Consider the following 17864-nt stretch of genomic DNA (forward strand, 5'->3'; position numbering starts at 1 on the left):
ATTCCTGCAAAAATTTGGAAGTCCAGTTGGCAATTCCCTGCTCTGTGCCTACGTAGGCAAATATGCCAAAGAAAAAGAGGATGACGGTCCGGTTGGTGAGAAGTTCTTTCAGGGCTACTCCTGCCTCAATGCGTTCGTCGGCTTTGAGTTCTACCTGTGGAAAACGAACGAGCTGCACCACAACCACCATCGCCAGGGCTATGACCGCAAAAACCCAGTAGAGCGATACCCATTCCAGGTTTTGAGGAACCAGTCGATTCAACGTCTGAATCAGGAATCCGTCCGTCGTGGTGTGTACATTTTTAACCAGATAGCTGTACAATAGCGGACTTAAAAATGAGGCCCCGCCAAAAAATAGCTGAGCCAAAACGGAGTTGAACGCAAACTGAGACTCACCGCCCGCCACGCGCAACAACGGGTTGATCACCACCTGAAGCATTGCCATGCCGATCCCAATCAGGAACAACGACAGCAGCGCTACGCCAAAACCCGGCATCAATGCAAAAAGCAACGCCCCCGCAAAAGCCAGCAGAAAGGCCCAAATCAGTACTTTTTTCTCCCGGTATTTTTCCACCAACAAGCCCGAAGGAATGGACATGACACCGTAGGAAACAAAAAAAGCAAAGGGCATGAATCCCGCAAGACCCAGGCTCAAATCGAAGCTATCGACAATATCAGGAATGAGCGGCCCCAAAATATTGCTCAGAAAAGAAATGACAAAAAAGATAATCAGAATCAAAAAGACAATCAGCGAGTTTTTTTTCATGAAGCCCAGGCGTTACGGCAGTGATGAGAGGAACGTTTTTTTTAAAATCATACATAAAAATAGCTACACCCGACAGGCCTGCGGCTGTACGAGAGCGGCAGCCCCCAATAAGGCAATATTTTCATCGAGTGAAGGTAGAAATTTTAATTTTTTGATGGATTCGGGAAAAGCAAAGTCGTCCAGGCTTTCAAAAAGCGCTTTGTGGAAATAGGCGTATCCTTTGGAAATAGATCCTCCCAAAATAATGATTTCCGGGTCATAAGCGTACAAAACTGCTTTGATTACAAACCCTAAATGCACGCCAAATTCGGCCCAGATTCGCATGCCCCGTCGGTCGCCTTGGGCAGCCAACTGCCCTGCTTCGTACGCACTTATCCCGTGAATTGATTCGAAAAAACTACTGCACGCATAAAATTCCAGCGTACGGTCCAGATACGGCAACATGCCGATTTCCCCGGCTCCGCAGTTGCTTCCGGTGTACAGCTGATTGTTGATGATAATGCCCGAGCCAAGACCCGTTCCGATGGTCATGCCTACCACCGAGCTGTACGAGCGCGCCAAACCGTACCGATGCTCGCCGAGCGTAAAACAGTTGACATCATTATTGACAAAAACCGGAACATTAAACTCTTTTTCGAGAATTGCTTTCAGCTCCACCCGCTCCCAGGAAGGAATATTGATGGCGTTGTACACAATGCCCTGCCTGACATCCACCACCGATGGTACACCGACGCCGATTCCTTCGATGGGATAGCCCTCGGCAAGTGGCCGGATGAGGTGGATCAATTGGGCCAGGGTAGCATCCAGAGAATCTTTGTCACGCAACAGCACTTCGGCTTTTTGCACAATCGCCCCGTTCATTTCAATTCCAGCCCGCAGGTTCGTTCCTCCGATGTCAACTCCGATAATCATACGTACTTCTGATGTAGTTAGATATAGTTTTTAAAAGAATATTCAGACCCTGCAATTTGCCCGCTCTGTCCTTAGTTTACTGATACGGTCCGGCTTGAACGCCCGGCTTTGTCAAAGGCTTTGAGCTGTACTTTTCCCGAAACCTGAATTGGTTTTGTATAAATCGCCGAGCCGGGGCCGGGCTCGGTACCATCGGTGGTGTAGCGCAGCGTAAGCGCCCGCGAAGCACTATTGGCTTTCAGGATACCATTTTCAATCACCGCTCCCGGTGGCGCAATTCGGTATACGTAGCCGCCGTTGTAGCGCGATAGCCGCGGCAAATCTTTGCTGTAAAGGGTATTGGAAAAAACCGACCACTCTTTTGTCACTGCACCTGTTCGGGCAGCGGAGGACGGCATTTCTTCCCAGCGACGGGCTTTGGCCCAGGCACTTTCGGCAAACCCCATCAGTTTGGGCAGCATGTAGTATTCCAGCATGTCACGGCCTTTGACGGTTTCACTCCACAGCTGCGCCTCTACACCTACAATATTTTTCCGTGCTTCGGGGCGCAGGCGCTGCATACCTGCAAAGTCTTTGGTAGCATCCAAAGGCTGTCCCATGCTCGTTTCCAGCGTTGTACTGAACATATTGTACGGCGCAAATGTCCAGGCATCACGCTCGTCCACGAAGCCTGCCCAGTACAGGCCGGGTTCTTTGGGGTCATTGGAATAAGCCAGGTCGAAATAAAAATTGGAAACGTTGCACAAAATCACCGGGTAGCCCGCATTAGCCAAACGGTAGCCCAGGTCGCGGTAATCATCGAACAGGTTGTTCCAGATGTAAGGCACCACGCCGCCGCCCGCAAAAGCCGGATTACTAACATAGCGTCCTTCTGCATTTTTCAATAGCGCAACTTCTTCCCAACCGTGCACCGTCAGGTTTTTCTTTTTGAGTCGCTCGACTAATTTCCCGAAAAAATACGCCTGTAAATTTTTAGGATCTTTAATCGCCGGATTTTCTTTCAAAAGCTTCGCCGCCAAGGGCGATTTTGTCCATGCGCCTTCGGGCACTTCATCGCCCCCGGCATGAATGACGTCCATCGTCAGGCCAGCCTGCTTATACATCTTGGCGAGTTCGTCCACCACTTTTTCGTAGAAACGGTAGGTCGATTCACGCGCTACACTCACAACGTTATCTTTGTACCCTTGTGCCGAAACGTAAACCGATCGATCGTCAGGATCCACCAGCCGGTATTCGTTGGCTTCTTTCTCTTTTCCTTCGCTCATCAGACGCACATAGCGTGCTTCCATGGCCTTAATCGCCGCCCGGGCGTGGGCAGGAAGGTTTACTTCGGGAATCACTTTTATATGGCGTTCGGTAGCATATTTCAGAATTTCTACAAAATCAGCTTTGGTGTAAAATCCGCTGCCGTGGGTGCCTTTTTGGTACGCCTTCGGGCCGGAACCATAGGCCGGATGCAGCGCCGGAGCATCCATTCCGGACGTATGCTGCCGCTGCGCGCCTACTTCTGTCAACTCAGGTAAACCGTCAATTTCTACCCGCCAGCCTTCGTCCTCAGTGGTGTAAAACAGGAAATGATTGAGTTTATAAAAGGCCATCAAATCCAGCGAACGCAATATTGTTTCTTTGGTCTGGAAATTACGGCTAACATCTACGTGCAAACCGCGCGTGGCAAAGCGGGGGGCGTCCTCTACCGTCAGGCACGACAAAACCGTTTCTTTTTGCCCAAACGCCTCAAACGGAATCAGCGCCAGCAAACTTTGAATACCATAAAAAACTCCGGCAGCATCGGTGCCAACAATAGTTAGATTTTGCGGGGCAATCGACAAACGGTACGCTTCCTGTGAGACGTCATTGACCGTTACCGGCGCCACCCGCAGCGAAATGCCGTCCCCGGTTCCTTCGCTTATCCGAAAATTTAATTTGGTTACTTCTTTTAGTTTTTTACTCAAATAGCGCGCTTCGTTTTCCAGAGATTTTTCGTAGTGAATGACCTGCGCATCCCGCAACCTAAATTCCCCGGGAGCGGCAAGGATGCGTACCGGGGAAGGGATAATTTTCAATTCATCGGTTTCATTTTCAAGCAATAACTCCTGATTGGCCCGGTAATAGGCAGCGGCTCCCGGAACGCTCAGCTGATCCTGCGGCCCGCGAAGAATTTGATTCTTTTGGGTAAAAGGCTCAATGCTATATTCCTCAATTTGTTCGGTTCGGCTTTCGTTGCCTTCCTCATCATAGTATACGATGTACAGCCCAAGCGGGGCATCGGTTTCTTTGATGACGCCTTCGGTGCCAGCGTACAGTATCTGCACCGAATCGCCGGGATTCAGCGCAAAGCCTTTTTCCGGCATCAGTTTGTACCAATCGCCATTGATGTGCTCGACGCGGGCAGATTGCGGTTCTTTCAGAGGAATAATGGGCCGGGGCGCCATATTGAAAAACAGCGTCCAATTGGCGTCGGTCAGCGGAGTAGTTCCGAAATTATAAATCGTAAACCGGGCCTGAAAGCCATTTTCTACCTCGGTAAAATTGCTCAGCAATTTCCAGGAAATCCGAAGCTTACTGGCTGCCGCAAGGGTAGCTTCTTTTTTTGGTGTACAGCTCAGAATCACTTGCAAGCCAAGCAGTAAAAGTAATGTGTAGGTGTATTTCTTCATAAATCCCCCGGTAAAGTAGCCTTAATAGTACTGATGTGAGTATTAAAAATACTATTGTACGGACTTCCCTTTGTTTAAAAAAGATTTATTTATTTTCTCATGGAAAAACCCTCGGAACGGCTGATTTCGCTGGATGCTATGCGCGGCTTTACCATTGCCGCAATGATTACCGTCAACTTTCCCGGTCATGGCTCCTACGTATTTCACCCCCTGCAACACACCCACTGGAACGGCCTATCGTTTACGGATCTGATCGCGCCGTTTTTCCTGTTTATTGTGGGCGTTTCCATTGTTTTTGCCTATTCCCGACAATTGGCGCTGCACGTGCCGCCACGCTCGCTGCACCGGAAGATCATTTTGCGGGCAGTCAAGATTTTTGCCGTTGGCATGTTCCTGAACCTCCTCCCCGATTTTGATTTCTCCGACCTACGCTACACCGGCACGCTCCACCGCATTGCCGTGGTGTTTCTGGTATGTGCCCTGCTGTATCTGCATACGTCCTGGAAACAACAGGCGCTACTGGCAGGAATAATCCTGATTGGCTATTGGCTGGCGCTGACGCTCATTCCCACTCCTGGCTTTGGCGGACGCGTGCTGCTTGAACCCGGACAAAATCTGGCCGCGTGGGTCGATCAGCAGTGGCTGCCGGGCCGCATGTGGCAGGGTACCTGGGACCCGGAGGGAATTTTGAGCACTTTTCCGGCAATAGCCACCGGGCTTACGGGCATGCTCGCCGGGCGGTTATTTTTGGAAAAAATAACTCCTTCCGAAAAAGCCAACTACCTGATGTCCGCCGGTTTATTTATTTCTGCTTTGGGCTATGTGTGGAGTCTGGATTTTCCGGTCAATGAAAATCTCTGGACGAGCTCTTTTGTACTAATTACCTCCGGTTTTGCCTGTATGGTATTGGGAGCTACCTATTTTTGGGTGGATATCAAAGGCCATCAAAAAGGAACACATCCGGGGGTTGTTCTGGGTGCAAACGCCATTACTATTTATGTCCTGGCGGATCTTTTAGCCTTGATTTTTTACAACCTCCCGATTCAGGGTTTGCCCATGAATGAGTGGAGCGTCAATGCCCTGATTTCAGCAGGAATAGCCCCCAAACTGGCTAGTATGCTGTATGCGCTGCTGTTTACAGCGCTTCACTTTATTCCTGCCTACTGGATGTACCGTCGGAAGATTTTTATAAAACTGTAAGAAGCTAAATAGCTTTTGGGTAATTAGCAGTTAGTGTCCTATATCACTGATAATTAAGAGATTATTCAAGAATTAAGCTTTCATATAGTTCATTTTTACAATAAAAATTTATTCAAATAATTTGAAAATCAATTAGATAAAAAACCATAAAATCCATGCGTTCAAAATTACCCGGCGGCCTGTGGCCCGTCATGATTACGCCTTTTACCGAAAAAAACGAACTGGATCAACATGGCCTGGAAGCCCTGACAAATTTTTATATCAAGGCCGGTTCCAACGGGCTTTTTGCCAACTGCCTGTCAAGCGAAATGTACCAACTCACCGAACGCGAGCGCCTGCAACTTGTCCAAAGCGTGCTGCGCTATGCCGATGGGAAAGTACCGGTAGCCGCCACCGGAACGCTCACCCGCGACCTGAATGAGAATATCGATTTTATAAAAAAAATGTATGATACCGGTGTGCAGGCCGTCGTCATGATTTCGAGCCTGCTGGTGTTGCCGGATGAAAACGAAGATATTTTTAAAACCCGTCTGGAACAGATCCTCCGCCAAACCGAAGGGATTCCGTTGGGCCTGTATGAATGCCCCGTGCCCTACAAACGTCTCCTGAGCGCAGAACTGATGCAGTGGCTGGTCGCTACGGATCGCTTTGTGTACCATAAAGATACGGCCTGTCATTCGGGACAAATCGAGCGAAAACGAGCGGCGACGGCGGGTTCTTCCCTACTGTTTATGAACGCTGATACGGCCACGGCGCTGGACTCCCTTACTGCCGGAGGCGATGGGTTATCGCCCATTTCTGCCAATTTTTACCCCGAACTATATACGTACCTGTTACAGGAATTTCAGGCAAACGGCCGCACCGAAGCGCTGGAACGCTTTCATGAATGGCTGACGCTCATGGACCGCACTACGCATACATTTTATCCGTACTCAGCCAAGTGGTTTTTGCAACAACGCGGACTGCCGATTTCGACCCACACGCGCATTCCGACCGATACGCCGCCGCAAGTAGATTGGATCAGGTTCAGGGCTTTGCTGAACGCCTTCCGGGACCTCGCTGAGCGGCATTCTATTTCTTTGGTTTTATAAAAATTATGTAAAAAACCTTAAACCCTTTACTTTGTGCAAACCCTTGATCTGATTGTATTTGTGCTCTACATGGGCGGAATCACGCTTTTTGGTGTCTCTTTTTACTCACAGGACAAATCGGCTTCGGCCTTTACGCTGGGCAATAGCAACTTTCCGGCCTGGGTCGTTACGATGTCCATTTTTGCCACGTTCGTAAGCAGCATCAGTTTTTTGGGTTTGCCTGGAAATGCCTACCAATCCAACTGGAATTCCTTTGTTTTCAGCCTATCTATTCCGGTAGCTTCGGTGATGGCCGTGCAGTTTTTTGTGCCCATCTACCGCAAATTAAACAGCCCGTCGGCGTATAGCTACCTCGAAACCAAGTTTGGGTTGTGGGCGCGCGTATACGTTTCGGCCTGCTATTTACTCACGCAACTCATGCGCATCGGCACCATTTTGTACCTGCTGGCGCTGCCCGTCAATGCGCTTTTTGGCTGGGATATTCTCATCATTATTGCCATTACCGGATTGGTGGTCATGATCTACTCCCTGTTGGGCGGCATTCAGGCCGTCATGTGGACGGACGCCATTCAGGGGGTTGTACTGATTGGCGGAGCACTCATTTGCCTGATCTATATTGCCTTCCGAATGCCCGAAGGACCCGGCCAAATAATCGACATTGCGCAGCAACACAACAAATTCAGTCTCGGAAGTTTTGGGACAAGTCCCAGTGAATCAACCTTTTGGGTGGTGTTGATTTACGGAATATTTATAAACCTGCAAAACTACGGCATTGATCAAAACTACGTGCAGCGCTACATGGCCTCCCGCTCCGATGCCGAAGCCAAACGCTCGGCTTTGTGGGGCGGCATGCTCTACGTGCCCGTTTCCTTGCTATTTTTTATGATTGGCACATCGCTTTTTGCCTACTATCAAGTGTTTCCCGACACGCTTCCCGTGGACCTACAAGACCCCGCCAAAGGCGACCGCGTATTTCCATTTTTTATTGTCGATGTGCTTCCCGCCGGGCTGACAGGCCTGCTCATTGCGTCGATTTTTGCTGCCGGCATGAGTACCATTTCTACCAGCATCAACAGTTCGTCTACGGTTTTGCTCGTTGACTATTTCCAGCGGTTTTCAACCAAATATTCTTCTGAAAAACAATCCATGCGGGTGTTATACCTGACTTCCTTTGTCATAAGCGTGCTGGGCATTGGCATTGCCTTCGCCATGATCAACGTCAAAAGTGCGCTTGATGCCTGGTGGAAACTCGCCTCCGTATTTAGTGGCGGCATGCTCGGGCTGTTTTTGTTGGGGGCCTTTGTCGAAAAAGTAAACCGCCGCGGAACCATTTTGGGCGTAGCGCTCGGCGTCATCCTGATTTTGTGGATGAGCCTTTCGCCCCTCCTTTGGACCTCCGGCCCGATGCAGGCCTACGCCAGTCCTTTCCACGCCTACCAGTCCATCGTCTTCGGAACCATGATTCTGTTCATCACCGGATTTCTAGTGACACTAGTGGCGCGGAGACGGTAGATGCGGGGGGTGACTCTTTCACTCAGGCCCGTATATCAAACCAAGGCCCGTGAGACACGGGCCTTTCAGGGACTTGTTTTTTAATAAAAGCAGGTTTTAATAGGTGCTTATTTAAGGACTAGCTAATAAAGGTTTTGCTTCACAAGCTGCCAGTGAATCGCAAGAAACAAAACACTAAAAGGGTTACATAAAACACCTAAGTTCAATATTGACCGACTATCAGAATTTCATATAAACATCGTCCATACACTCTACCCGCTTAGAACCGAATGCATTTTCTTACCTGTTGCACGCAATGGCATAGGCCAACAAATTTTGAGAAGTAAACCGTACCCCAAGGATCAATTAACTCAACAAATGCTTTTGTAACGGCCTTTAACCTATACAATGGAAAACCTGCCAGACTTAGGCTACAAAACCCTACTGTGCCATCACCGAAGAAATATGTGAAAAAAGTCACCGAATGCTTGAATTAGTGAGAAGAATGTGCTTTTTTGGGAGGAGGAAGATAGAAAGTGGGCTAATTTTTGGTTGCATTTGGTTACATTTAATTGGGTTGGAATAGGCTGGGCAATGAATATAACCGAAACCAAATGGTATAACCGCAATGAATATTCATGGAATTGCAGTTATACGATCGTTGGCAGCAATGGTATTGAGACACAACCGAGAGATAAAACAAACACAGAAATGAAGATAAAATAAATGCTAGACCAATCTTTTTCGTTTGATAATTTCAGAATCCTTCTTGATGTAGAAAATCGACTAGGAAACTACCTTGAAGATAAATCATTCTTCAAGGACAATGATGTATTTTCAGAATCTAGAAAGTTAAGTAATGAAATCATTGAACTAAATAAAAAAATACGAGACGAGAAATTAAAATTACCTGCAATACACCTGAGAAAACCAGAAGACCATAAAGAGGTTGATAAACTTGAAAAACTAAAAGATGATATAAAAACTCAACGAGAAAATGCTTTGGAAGAAATTCTGAAAGGAATAAGTGCAAAAATTAATGACGAAAATTTCAAACTAATAATCCAAAAAGGGATTGTAAAGTTTGGAGACCAACTTTATATAGCTAAAAATACACCTGAAAACTATTTTATTCTTAAACAACTTCAAAGAAACATATACAAAACATTTAATGTAAAACAATCAGACCGAAAAGAACTAATAGCACAGTTAAGCCTTTTACTAAAAGACGGCTTTCCAAAAGTAATTTTGAGAACTGACATCTCTAAATTTTATGAATCAATTCCGCATAGTCAACTCATAAACAAAATAGATGAAAATAGCTTACTTAGTTTTCCATCAAAAAAAGTCATAAAACAAATTTTAAATCAATATTGGAATATATTAGTAGCTGATGGAATAAAAAATATAAATGATGAAAGAATTGGAATTCCAAGAGGAATCGGAATTAGTGCTTTTCTTTCAGAATTATACCTTAAAGATTTGGATAGTTTATTGAAATCTATGCCAAACGTAACATACTTTGCTCGATATGTGGACGACATTATTATAATTTTCACACCAGGCAATAGAAAGGAAACAACTCCTATAGTGACATACAAGTCAGAAGTCAAACGCATAATTGAAAAGTTCAACTTAAAAATAAACAATAGGAAAACTCAAGTTATTAATTTAAAAAATGGAATAACACAAAATCACAGCATAACTTATTTAGGTTATAAATTTTCTCTGTCAAACCAAAAGCCATTAACAATTAAAATGTCAGATAAAAAATATAACCGCTATAAATCAAAAATAAAAATTTCATTTGACGAGTTTCTTTCTGATATTTCAAAATATACTCCCAATACAAGCAAAACGAACAATAAACTTGTTCAAAGAATAAAAATTCTTACAAGCAATTTTAGACTTTTTAGAAGAAAGGATAATGTACTAATCGGGATTTACTTTTCAAATGAATTTCTAACAAAGGAATTGCAAGATTTGGAAAATCTCGATAGGTTTTTGAGGTCAGAAATTAAAAGAGTATCAGCAAGTTTATCTATAATATCTAAGAATAAATTGGATATGCTTTCTTTTACTAATGGATTCAATAAGAAACACACATTAAATTTCAATTTCAATGAGAAGCACAAAAGAGGTGCAGTTAAAATTGATAAAATTATAAATATTTGGAAGGATTTATAGTCTTATGAGAAAGAAATTAAAAATACCATACACCAAAGAGAGAGTCGTTCTCTCTGATGTTCTTCCATACGAAGTGCCATTGATATTTTCAAATCGCTATTTTTACAAATTATTAAACAAAAGAAACAAGGCTCAAAAAAATCCGAAATTTAAAAGAGACAAGTTCAAAGCGTATGCTGAAATTGAAAATTTATTGTTTAGCACAGCAAAATCAAGTCAGCCTTTCAGATTTAAGATTAAGCATAATGAAACAGATTTTCGCGAATTAAATATTATTCACCCTAATAATCAAAAAGCAGTTTCTGATTTTTATGAAAAGTACAATTCGCTAATCTTATACTATTCATCAATAAGTCAATTTTCTATTCGTAAGCCGACTGAAATTGCAAAATTTACGTTTTTTAACGATAGATTACATAGTAAAAATGGAGACAATACCTTTGAGTTCGCTCAGATAGAAGAAAACGAAAATGAATATGAGAATTTAAAGTCATATTTCACATACCAAAAATACAGTAATATTCACAAATTTTATGAATCTTATCAGTTTCATAGAAGTGAAAAAAAGTTTAATAAGCTTATAAAAATAGATATTTCAAAATGTTTTGATTCTATTTATACACACACGATTTCTTGGGCATTATTCAACAAAACAATTATCAAAGATAACATTGATGATTCAAGAAAGACTTTTGCAGGAGAGTTTGACGAATTATTGCAAAAATTAAATGCTAATGAAACCAACTGCATTGTAATCGGACCTGAGTTTTCCAGAATTTTTGCAGAACTTATTCTTCAACAAATTGACAATGATATTTTAAATAAACTTCTTTCTTCTGATACGAATCAGTCCCGATTAATTCATAAACGAGATTATGAAATTTTCAGGTATGTAGATGACTATTTTATTTTTTATAACAAGGAAGAAGATAAAGAACGAATTTTAAAAGAGTTAAAACTATGCTTAAAAGAATACAAGCTTTATCTAAATGACAATAAATCCATTTCTTACGGAAAGCCAATAATTACCGAAATCTCACAAGCAAAACAAAAGATTACCGACCTTTTTAATATACATCTGATGCTAATTGAGAAAGAAGAAGAATCCTTTTATTTTTCATCTAATAATGTCATTACTCGTTTTAAATCGATAATAAAGGAAACCAATATTGAATACAAAGACATAATGAATTACAGTCTTGCAGTATTAGACAACAAGACAAAGAAACTTGTAAATAAATGGAAATCAATAAAAGAAGAAGAAAGAGATGAAAAAGCACAAAAGCAATTTGAAAAAGGTTTTTTTGAAGTTCTTGACGTGGCATTCTTTCTATACTCAGTAGAACCAAGAGTTAATTCAACAATTAAAGTATGTCTTATTATTGACAAAATAATTAGTTTCCTGAAAAAGAATAAATCAAATGAATACAAAGAACCTTTTTTGACAAATCATAAGCATAATATTTTCAAAAAAATATCTGATGAAATTTATCAAGTCTTACAGAAAAACAAATCCGACAAAACAACGCAAGTAGAAAGTTTATATTTACTAATCGCACTTAATCAATTAGGAAGGGAATATAGACTTAGTCCAAAGGTCTTGTGTTCTTATTTTAACATCCAGTTTGAAGAAAATAAAATCACAATAGTAAATGAGCTAAATTATTTTTGCATTATGGTTCTATTGTTTTATATACGTAACATCAAAATTTATGAACCAATAAAAGTCGAATTAAAAAAGAGTATATTCATAAAATTTGACAATAAAAAAGATTTTAATTGGAAAAATGAAACTGAACTTGTATTAACTTTGCTTGACGTTCTTAGCTGTCCTTATCTTAATGATATAGGCAGGAGTAATAAATACATTTTTAAAAAGTCAATTTTAAATTTGGTTGGTATAACTAAAAACCACAAGCATCTAATTGAATCTGAGAAATTTTGGTTTATCAAATGGACAGACTTTGATTTTGGTATGGAATTACAAGCAAAACGAAGCCAAGAAGTTTATTAAAATATTACCGCAACCGACAGTCAGAAATGACACCACACACAAGCGGTTCAAGCAGGTTCTAAAATTGAACTCTTGAAGGAAAGTAGCCTAAGTCGGGGGCTACTTTTTTAAACTTTGAATGAAAACAAAAATACAAAGAACCACTGCTCCCAACATCACCTATACGCAAGCAGGGGTTTCATGCTTCGTAAGACAGGAAAGAGGTAAATTTAAAGTTCAGTTTTTCGTAGGAAGTTCAATGGTTAAAATTCCTGCCTGCGTATAGCTGTGGAACGTTCCGCCACACACAAACTAGTGTCGCCCCTGCAAACAGCCTACCTCCCACAAAAATCCAGCACACAAATTCCCAAAAAACCACAGGCCCCTCCGTAGCTTGTGAGACACAAGCCTTGGTGCCTTCACTTTTCTTCACCAGAATCATATTCTGCCTTTGGTTCATTCACTAGTGCAGGTATGCTACTAAATAGTACTTCATTTTTTTGTTCAATGGTTTTCTGAAAGCGTTCGGGCAAGCGTGCCCAATCAAACAATTCCACAACTATTGGCACATTGCTTTCCCGTATTTTTTCTCTAAGGTCCGAAAAAATAGACATAGGTACTTTTTGTAAATCAGGCGTTCGCACCACGAGGTCCAGGTCGCTCCCCTCGTGCGCATCCCCATTCACACGACTGCCATAAGCCCAAACCTCAATCGGTATGGGGGCGGTCTTAAAAATTGCAATCAATCGTTCTTTATCCTTAGTCCTCAGAATCATCGTCATGGAGTTTTATAGCCTCTACCCAGGCTCGTGTTTCATAGGGCCTTTAAAGACTTCCTTTTCACAAGCCACGGAGCCGACTTCGACTTCGCTCAGCCTGACCTTTACGAAATAATTTACTCGTCAATAAGCCCCCCCTACTTCAATGCCCGCGCCTTCACGCCTTCGTGGGTAATTTTTACGGGTTTAATGAGTCCGTCGGCATCAAAGAACAGCTCGTCAATGCACGTAACCCGGTGGTTTCCATCGGTTTCGCCGAGGGGGCGGCGGTGGTATACAATGTACCATTCGTCCTGATTGGGTATCTGAATCACGGAATGATGTCCGGCTCCGGTAGCGATAGCGGGGTCTTGTTGCAGGATTTTACCAATGCGCTTGAATGGTCCAAAGGGTGAGTCGGCTACGGCGTAGGCTACCGAATAGTTGGGGCCCGTCCAGCCGCCTTCGGACCACATAAAATAGTATTTTCCGTTGCGGATAAACATAAACGGCCCTTCCACATAGCCCTCAGGGGTGATTTCCTTAAAGGTTTGACCGTCCTCAAACGGCACAAATCCGGTAAAATCATCGTTCAGGCGGGCTACGTTGCAGTGCCGCCATCCGCCATAAAACAGGTAGTACTGCCCGTCCTTATCCCGAAAAACAAATTGGTCGATCGGCTGCGCACCGTTGTGAAACTTATCAATCAGCGGTTTGCCCAGGTAGTCACGAAAAGGTCCGGCGGGGTTGTCGGCTACGGCTACGCCGATTCCCCCCAACTCAGCATCGCTCTGAATATCATTGGCGCCAAAAAATAAAAAGTACTGCTCGCCTTTTTGAATAATCGCCGGTGCCCACATCGCCCGCTTGGCCCACTTCACCGACGCGGTATCCAAAATCCGCTCGTGCTTGGTCCAATTTACCAGATCCGGCGAAGAAAAGGCATCCAGAAAAACCTGTTGATTGTAAGGTGCTGAAAATGTGGGGTAGATCCAGTATTGATCCTTAAAAATGATTCCTTCGGGATCGGCGTACCAGCCGGGAAACACCGGATTTCCGGACATTTTTGAAGCATTTTGAGCAAAAGAAACGGAAGAGAACAAGATCAGCAAAAGAGTGATTTTTTTCATATCAGGTTGTAAAAGTAAGGTATTGGGTTTGTCGGCCTAAAAATACGGGAATGTCAGGCGCTTTTCAAAATCACCTGTTTTTACTTAAATCTTTGTAACTAATCCTAAATCTTAAAAAATCATGTCCTCTTCTTTTGGTTCTTTCAATAGTTTCTGTGAGATTGCAGGTCAAATAGTACATTTTCCTATATAAATAGGAAATATCACTATCCAATTTCCGAAGATTTGCGTTTGCATGAGTATAGCGTTTGGTAGTATTTTTCCTGATCAACAGCTGGTTGAAGACTCTTCTTTGCATGCGATGTATGCAGGGATTTGTCAGTTACCCCATGAACGCTTTTCAATTCAAACGGAACAAAACGCAGGCTTTGGGCTCGCGCACACATACGCTACACCTGAGTCTGTGTTTGAACAAATGCCTCAGATTTTGTCGGAGCCTCAGTTGCTTTTTATGGCGCAGGGACGCCTTGACAATCGATCTGAGCTGTCACGTGCGCTTGACCTTCGGCTGCACGATCAATTAACCGATGGCGAACTAATAAAGCAGGCGTACCTGAGGTGGGGAAAGTCCGCACCCGGTCGGTTGCTTGGCGATTGGTCATTTATGGTGTATTGCTTCAAAACCAAATCCCTTTTTTTGGCACGCGATCAGCACGGCTATACCTCCCTGTTTTACACGCATGACAGCAACCGTTTTGCATTTTCTTCATCTGTCAAATGTCTGCTGACTTTGCCCGGTTTTGAGAAGAAACTAAACGAAGAGCGTTTCGTGAGAATGCTGACGCTTTGGCCGGGTGGCACCTTGGAGCATGTTTATCAGGGAATTTTCAGCGTCCCTCCGGCCCATACGCTTCATTTTCAGGATGGAAAAGCAATAATTGAGCGGTATTGGTTTCCGGAAAATACACCGTTGCTGCGTTACAAAAACACATGCGACTACACGGAGGAATTGCGCGAAATTTTGACGCAGGCAATTCAGGATCGGTTGCGGAGCCACAAGCCCGTGGCCTGTATGCTTAGCGGCGGTTTTGACTCGGGTACGGTGGCGTACCTAACGGCCCAACTGATGGGTCAGCGCCACCAACGACTCACGACGTTTAGTCATGTACCGCAATTTGCGGGAAAGTCTGCTACCGATACCACCTGTATGTTTGCCGACGAAAGGCCCTACATGGAAAGTACCGTGAGGGCTTCGGGCTCAATCGACCCGCAGTTTTTAACCTCCATGCATATCAGTCCGCTGGAAGGAATTGACCTTGCCCTTGACTGCTATGAAGACGTCCTGCACGCGGCAAGTAATGCGTTTTGGCTCATGGATATTAATCAAACGGCTGCTCAGAAGGGCTTTGGCACGTTGCTTACGGGCGAGAATGGAAATGGTGGAATTTCGTTTACCGGTATTGACTACCTGCTTCCCGTTTGGAATACAACGCTACTCAAAAAACCGCTGCAAACGCTTAAAACTTCTTTGCTAAAACCCCTATTTCTAAAATACTATCCGTCCTATTTTCATCAACAGCCCAATAGTATACTTTCCTATGCCCGGGCAGGTTTTCTCAACAAAGCGCGGACTGCGGAATACCGGATTGTTGAGGATATAGAAAAAAAGAACAGGAGTTTCACGCCCTACTACACCACGGCAAGTGCCAAGCAGCGGGATATTCTGATGATTGGCTACAATCCACGATGTCAATACGGGGCAAGTGAATCTCAGTATTTTGGCATTGAAAAGCGCGATCCAACAGGCGATGTTCGGGTTTTAAACTATTGTCTATCAATTCCGAATAGTGCTTTTTTTGATGAAAACAGATCTAATAAACAGATTGTCCGGCAAATGATGAAGGATCGACTGCCGGCGAAAATATTGAACGAAACCCGCACCGGACAACAGAGTGCGGACATTCAGCAACGAGTGCGAAAAGATCGGGGTCGGATGACTGATTTGCTGGAAGCCTTCGACAAAAATGAATATGTAAAACATTTGATTGACACCAAGGCGCTTAAAAACAGCTGGAAACAGCACCTGGAAACCGACTTTCGGGATTCGCAGCTGCCTACACAAACCCTTTTGAAGACGGTCTATTTTGCCTCTTTCCTTACAAGAATTCACTGTTAAACCATTTATAATTAAACTTAATTTCTACGACCAATGAAAAACTCTCAAAACGCAAAAAAACAATGGGTTAGCCCAAAATTGACCGCCATTCAGATTGAAGCTGCCGGAGCTATTGAAATAGATGGTGTTTACGGAGGTATTTCTTAATTTCCCCTTGATTTATTCCCTATGAAGCTGCTGAGTATATGCTTCATAGGGATCTATTTTTAAAATTCCATGGCTGGCGTCGCCTTTCTTTTTCCACCCTATCCGGGGCATTACAACAAAACCTTTCAGATAGCGCTGCATTATGCCACCCGGGGGCATCAGGTATACTACGCACTTTTTGGTAAAAACCCTGCCATTTCTTTGGTTCATGACAACATATCGGTAGTGCCGATAAAAGCTCCGCCCTGGGGCACGGGCTACGAACTTTACAAGCAGGACTCAACTACAAAAGAGACCGTACTCGCAAGTCATGAGGAAATATCGGAGCAAAAATTGGTGGAAAGCGCTTTTAAGGCCAGGCAAAAAGTACTTCTTCTCTTCCTGGAAACGTATCAGCCGGATCTTTTTTTTCTGGATGAATTGTGCGTCAATGATTTCATTATTTTGTATCCGCACCTGCAAAATCGCCGATGCATCGTGCTGACTCCCTTCTTCCCGTCCTTTCCAAATCCACAAATTCCGCCGCTGAGTACCTATCAGTTTCCAGGCGAAGAGGCAACTGAACTCTGGCAAATGCATACGCATGCGTTGTACCAAAAACAGAAAAAAAATGCCGAATTAATGCATGGCGAAGATTTGTTTAGTGTTATATGTCGAATATTTGATCAACAAAAAATCCCTGACACCTTTACTCCTTCGCTGGTTTGGAAAAAACTACCCTACTACAAAAACCTCGAAAAATGGCACCTGCAACCCGTAGAATTTGACTTCGGGGTACATCCGCTTCCGGCTCACGAAAAATACATGGGGCCGATGGTGCATCTCAATCGCCCGGAGAATTTTCCGGTTCCGTATCAGCTGTTTTTGAAAATGGCTCAACAGAAACCTGAAAACCAGTTAATCTTCTGCTCCTTTGGTACAGCCATCGAAACCATTGTGACCGACGAAGCCCAGCTTCTCAACTTTTATACCCTTCTCACTGATCTGGCGTGCCTGCATCCGTCCTGGTTTGTTTTACTAAAAGTTCCGGGACCGTATCTTGGAAAAATAACCCCTAAGTCCATGAATTGCATGGTACTACCCTTTGTACCTCAGCTGGATTTGTTGCGGCAGGCGGATGTATTCATTTCGCATTGTGGAGGTAATTCCTGCCTGGAATCCATTTTTATGAAAACGCCGATTCTGGCCGTGCCACCGTCTGACATGTGGGACTACAACGGCATTGCCGCCCGTGTGGTGCATCATGGCCTGGGGCTAAAAGCCGATTTAACCGACTCAATAGAGGTAATTGAGGAACAAGTAGAAACCTTACTTACAAATGAAAATATTCGGGAAAATATTAAAAAAATAAGTCTTTTGTTTTCTGAAAAATACCACGACAGCTACGTAGAATCACTGGAAATGCCGGTTATTTAA

General features: G+C 43.7%; 12 protein-coding genes. 7 read left to right on the forward strand and 5 right to left on the reverse strand.

Annotation, left to right across the window (positions count from 1 at the left end):
- From EZE20_RS18705 to EZE20_RS18715, 3 genes are all read right to left on the reverse strand, one after another.
- The coding region (locus EZE20_RS18705; RefSeq protein ID WP_132120736.1) for an MFS transporter at positions 1–766 on the reverse strand (766 nt) is incomplete at its 3' end.
- A gap of 63 nt (positions 767–829) precedes the next feature.
- The gene (locus EZE20_RS18710) at positions 830–1678 is read right to left on the reverse strand and encodes an ROK family protein (RefSeq protein ID WP_132120535.1); all 849 of its coding nucleotides are present in this window, start codon (positions 1676–1678) and stop codon (positions 830–832) included.
- Positions 1679–1749: 71 nt separating this feature from the next.
- Positions 1750–4335, reverse strand: a complete 2586-nt coding sequence (locus EZE20_RS18715) for a family 20 glycosylhydrolase (RefSeq protein ID WP_132120537.1) — start codon at positions 4333–4335, stop codon at positions 1750–1752.
- A gap of 99 nt (positions 4336–4434) precedes the next feature.
- Here EZE20_RS18715 and EZE20_RS18720 point away from each other — a divergent pair, with 99 nt between their 5' ends.
- The 5 genes from EZE20_RS18720 (at position 4435) to drt3b (ending at position 12318) form a co-directional block, all read left to right on the forward strand.
- Positions 4435–5535, forward strand: coding sequence for an acyltransferase family protein (locus EZE20_RS18720; RefSeq protein WP_132120539.1), 1101 nt, complete (start codon positions 4435–4437; stop codon positions 5533–5535).
- A gap of 155 nt (positions 5536–5690) precedes the next feature.
- Positions 5691–6626 (forward strand): dihydrodipicolinate synthase family protein, encoded by a 936-nt coding sequence (locus tag EZE20_RS18725; protein WP_132120541.1) that lies wholly within the window; start codon positions 5691–5693, stop codon positions 6624–6626.
- A 33-nt stretch (positions 6627–6659) separates the two neighbouring features.
- Entirely contained in the window at positions 6660–8138 is a 1479-nt protein-coding gene (locus tag EZE20_RS18730) for a sodium:solute symporter (RefSeq protein ID WP_132120543.1), read from the forward strand.
- Between the two features lie 705 nt (positions 8139–8843).
- The gene (gene drt3a, locus EZE20_RS18735; RefSeq protein ID WP_132120545.1) at positions 8844–10304 is read left to right on the forward strand and encodes an antiviral reverse transcriptase Drt3a; all 1461 of its coding nucleotides are present in this window, start codon (positions 8844–8846) and stop codon (positions 10302–10304) included.
- 4 nt (positions 10305–10308) lie between these two features.
- Positions 10309–12318 (forward strand): antiviral reverse transcriptase Drt3b, encoded by a 2010-nt coding sequence (gene drt3b / locus EZE20_RS18740; RefSeq protein WP_132120547.1) that lies wholly within the window; start codon positions 10309–10311, stop codon positions 12316–12318.
- A gap of 398 nt (positions 12319–12716) precedes the next feature.
- Here the strand turns inward: drt3b and EZE20_RS18745 are convergent, their stop codons facing one another.
- Positions 12717–13073, reverse strand: a complete 357-nt coding sequence (locus tag EZE20_RS18745; RefSeq protein ID WP_199879923.1) for a nucleotidyltransferase family protein — start codon at positions 13071–13073, stop codon at positions 12717–12719.
- A gap of 140 nt (positions 13074–13213) precedes the next feature.
- The gene (locus EZE20_RS18750) at positions 13214–14185 is read right to left on the reverse strand and encodes a glycoside hydrolase family 43 protein (RefSeq protein WP_132120551.1); all 972 of its coding nucleotides are present in this window, start codon (positions 14183–14185) and stop codon (positions 13214–13216) included.
- 235 nt (positions 14186–14420) lie between these two features.
- Here EZE20_RS18750 and EZE20_RS18755 point away from each other — a divergent pair, with 235 nt between their 5' ends.
- Together EZE20_RS18755 and EZE20_RS18760 are read left to right on the forward strand one after the other, a co-directional pair.
- Positions 14421–16301 carry an asparagine synthetase B family protein gene (locus EZE20_RS18755; RefSeq protein WP_132120553.1) on the forward strand — a complete coding sequence of 627 codons (1881 nt, stop codon included), beginning with the start codon at positions 14421–14423 and terminating at the stop codon, positions 16299–16301.
- A gap of 216 nt (positions 16302–16517) precedes the next feature.
- On the forward strand, positions 16518–17864 hold the full coding sequence (locus EZE20_RS18760; protein ID WP_132120555.1) for a glycosyltransferase: 1347 nt from the start codon (positions 16518–16520) through the stop codon (positions 17862–17864).

Origin of the sequence: Arundinibacter roseus (assembly GCF_004348825.1) — a bacterium.
GTDB lineage: Bacteria > Bacteroidota > Bacteroidia > Cytophagales > Spirosomataceae > Arundinibacter > Arundinibacter roseus.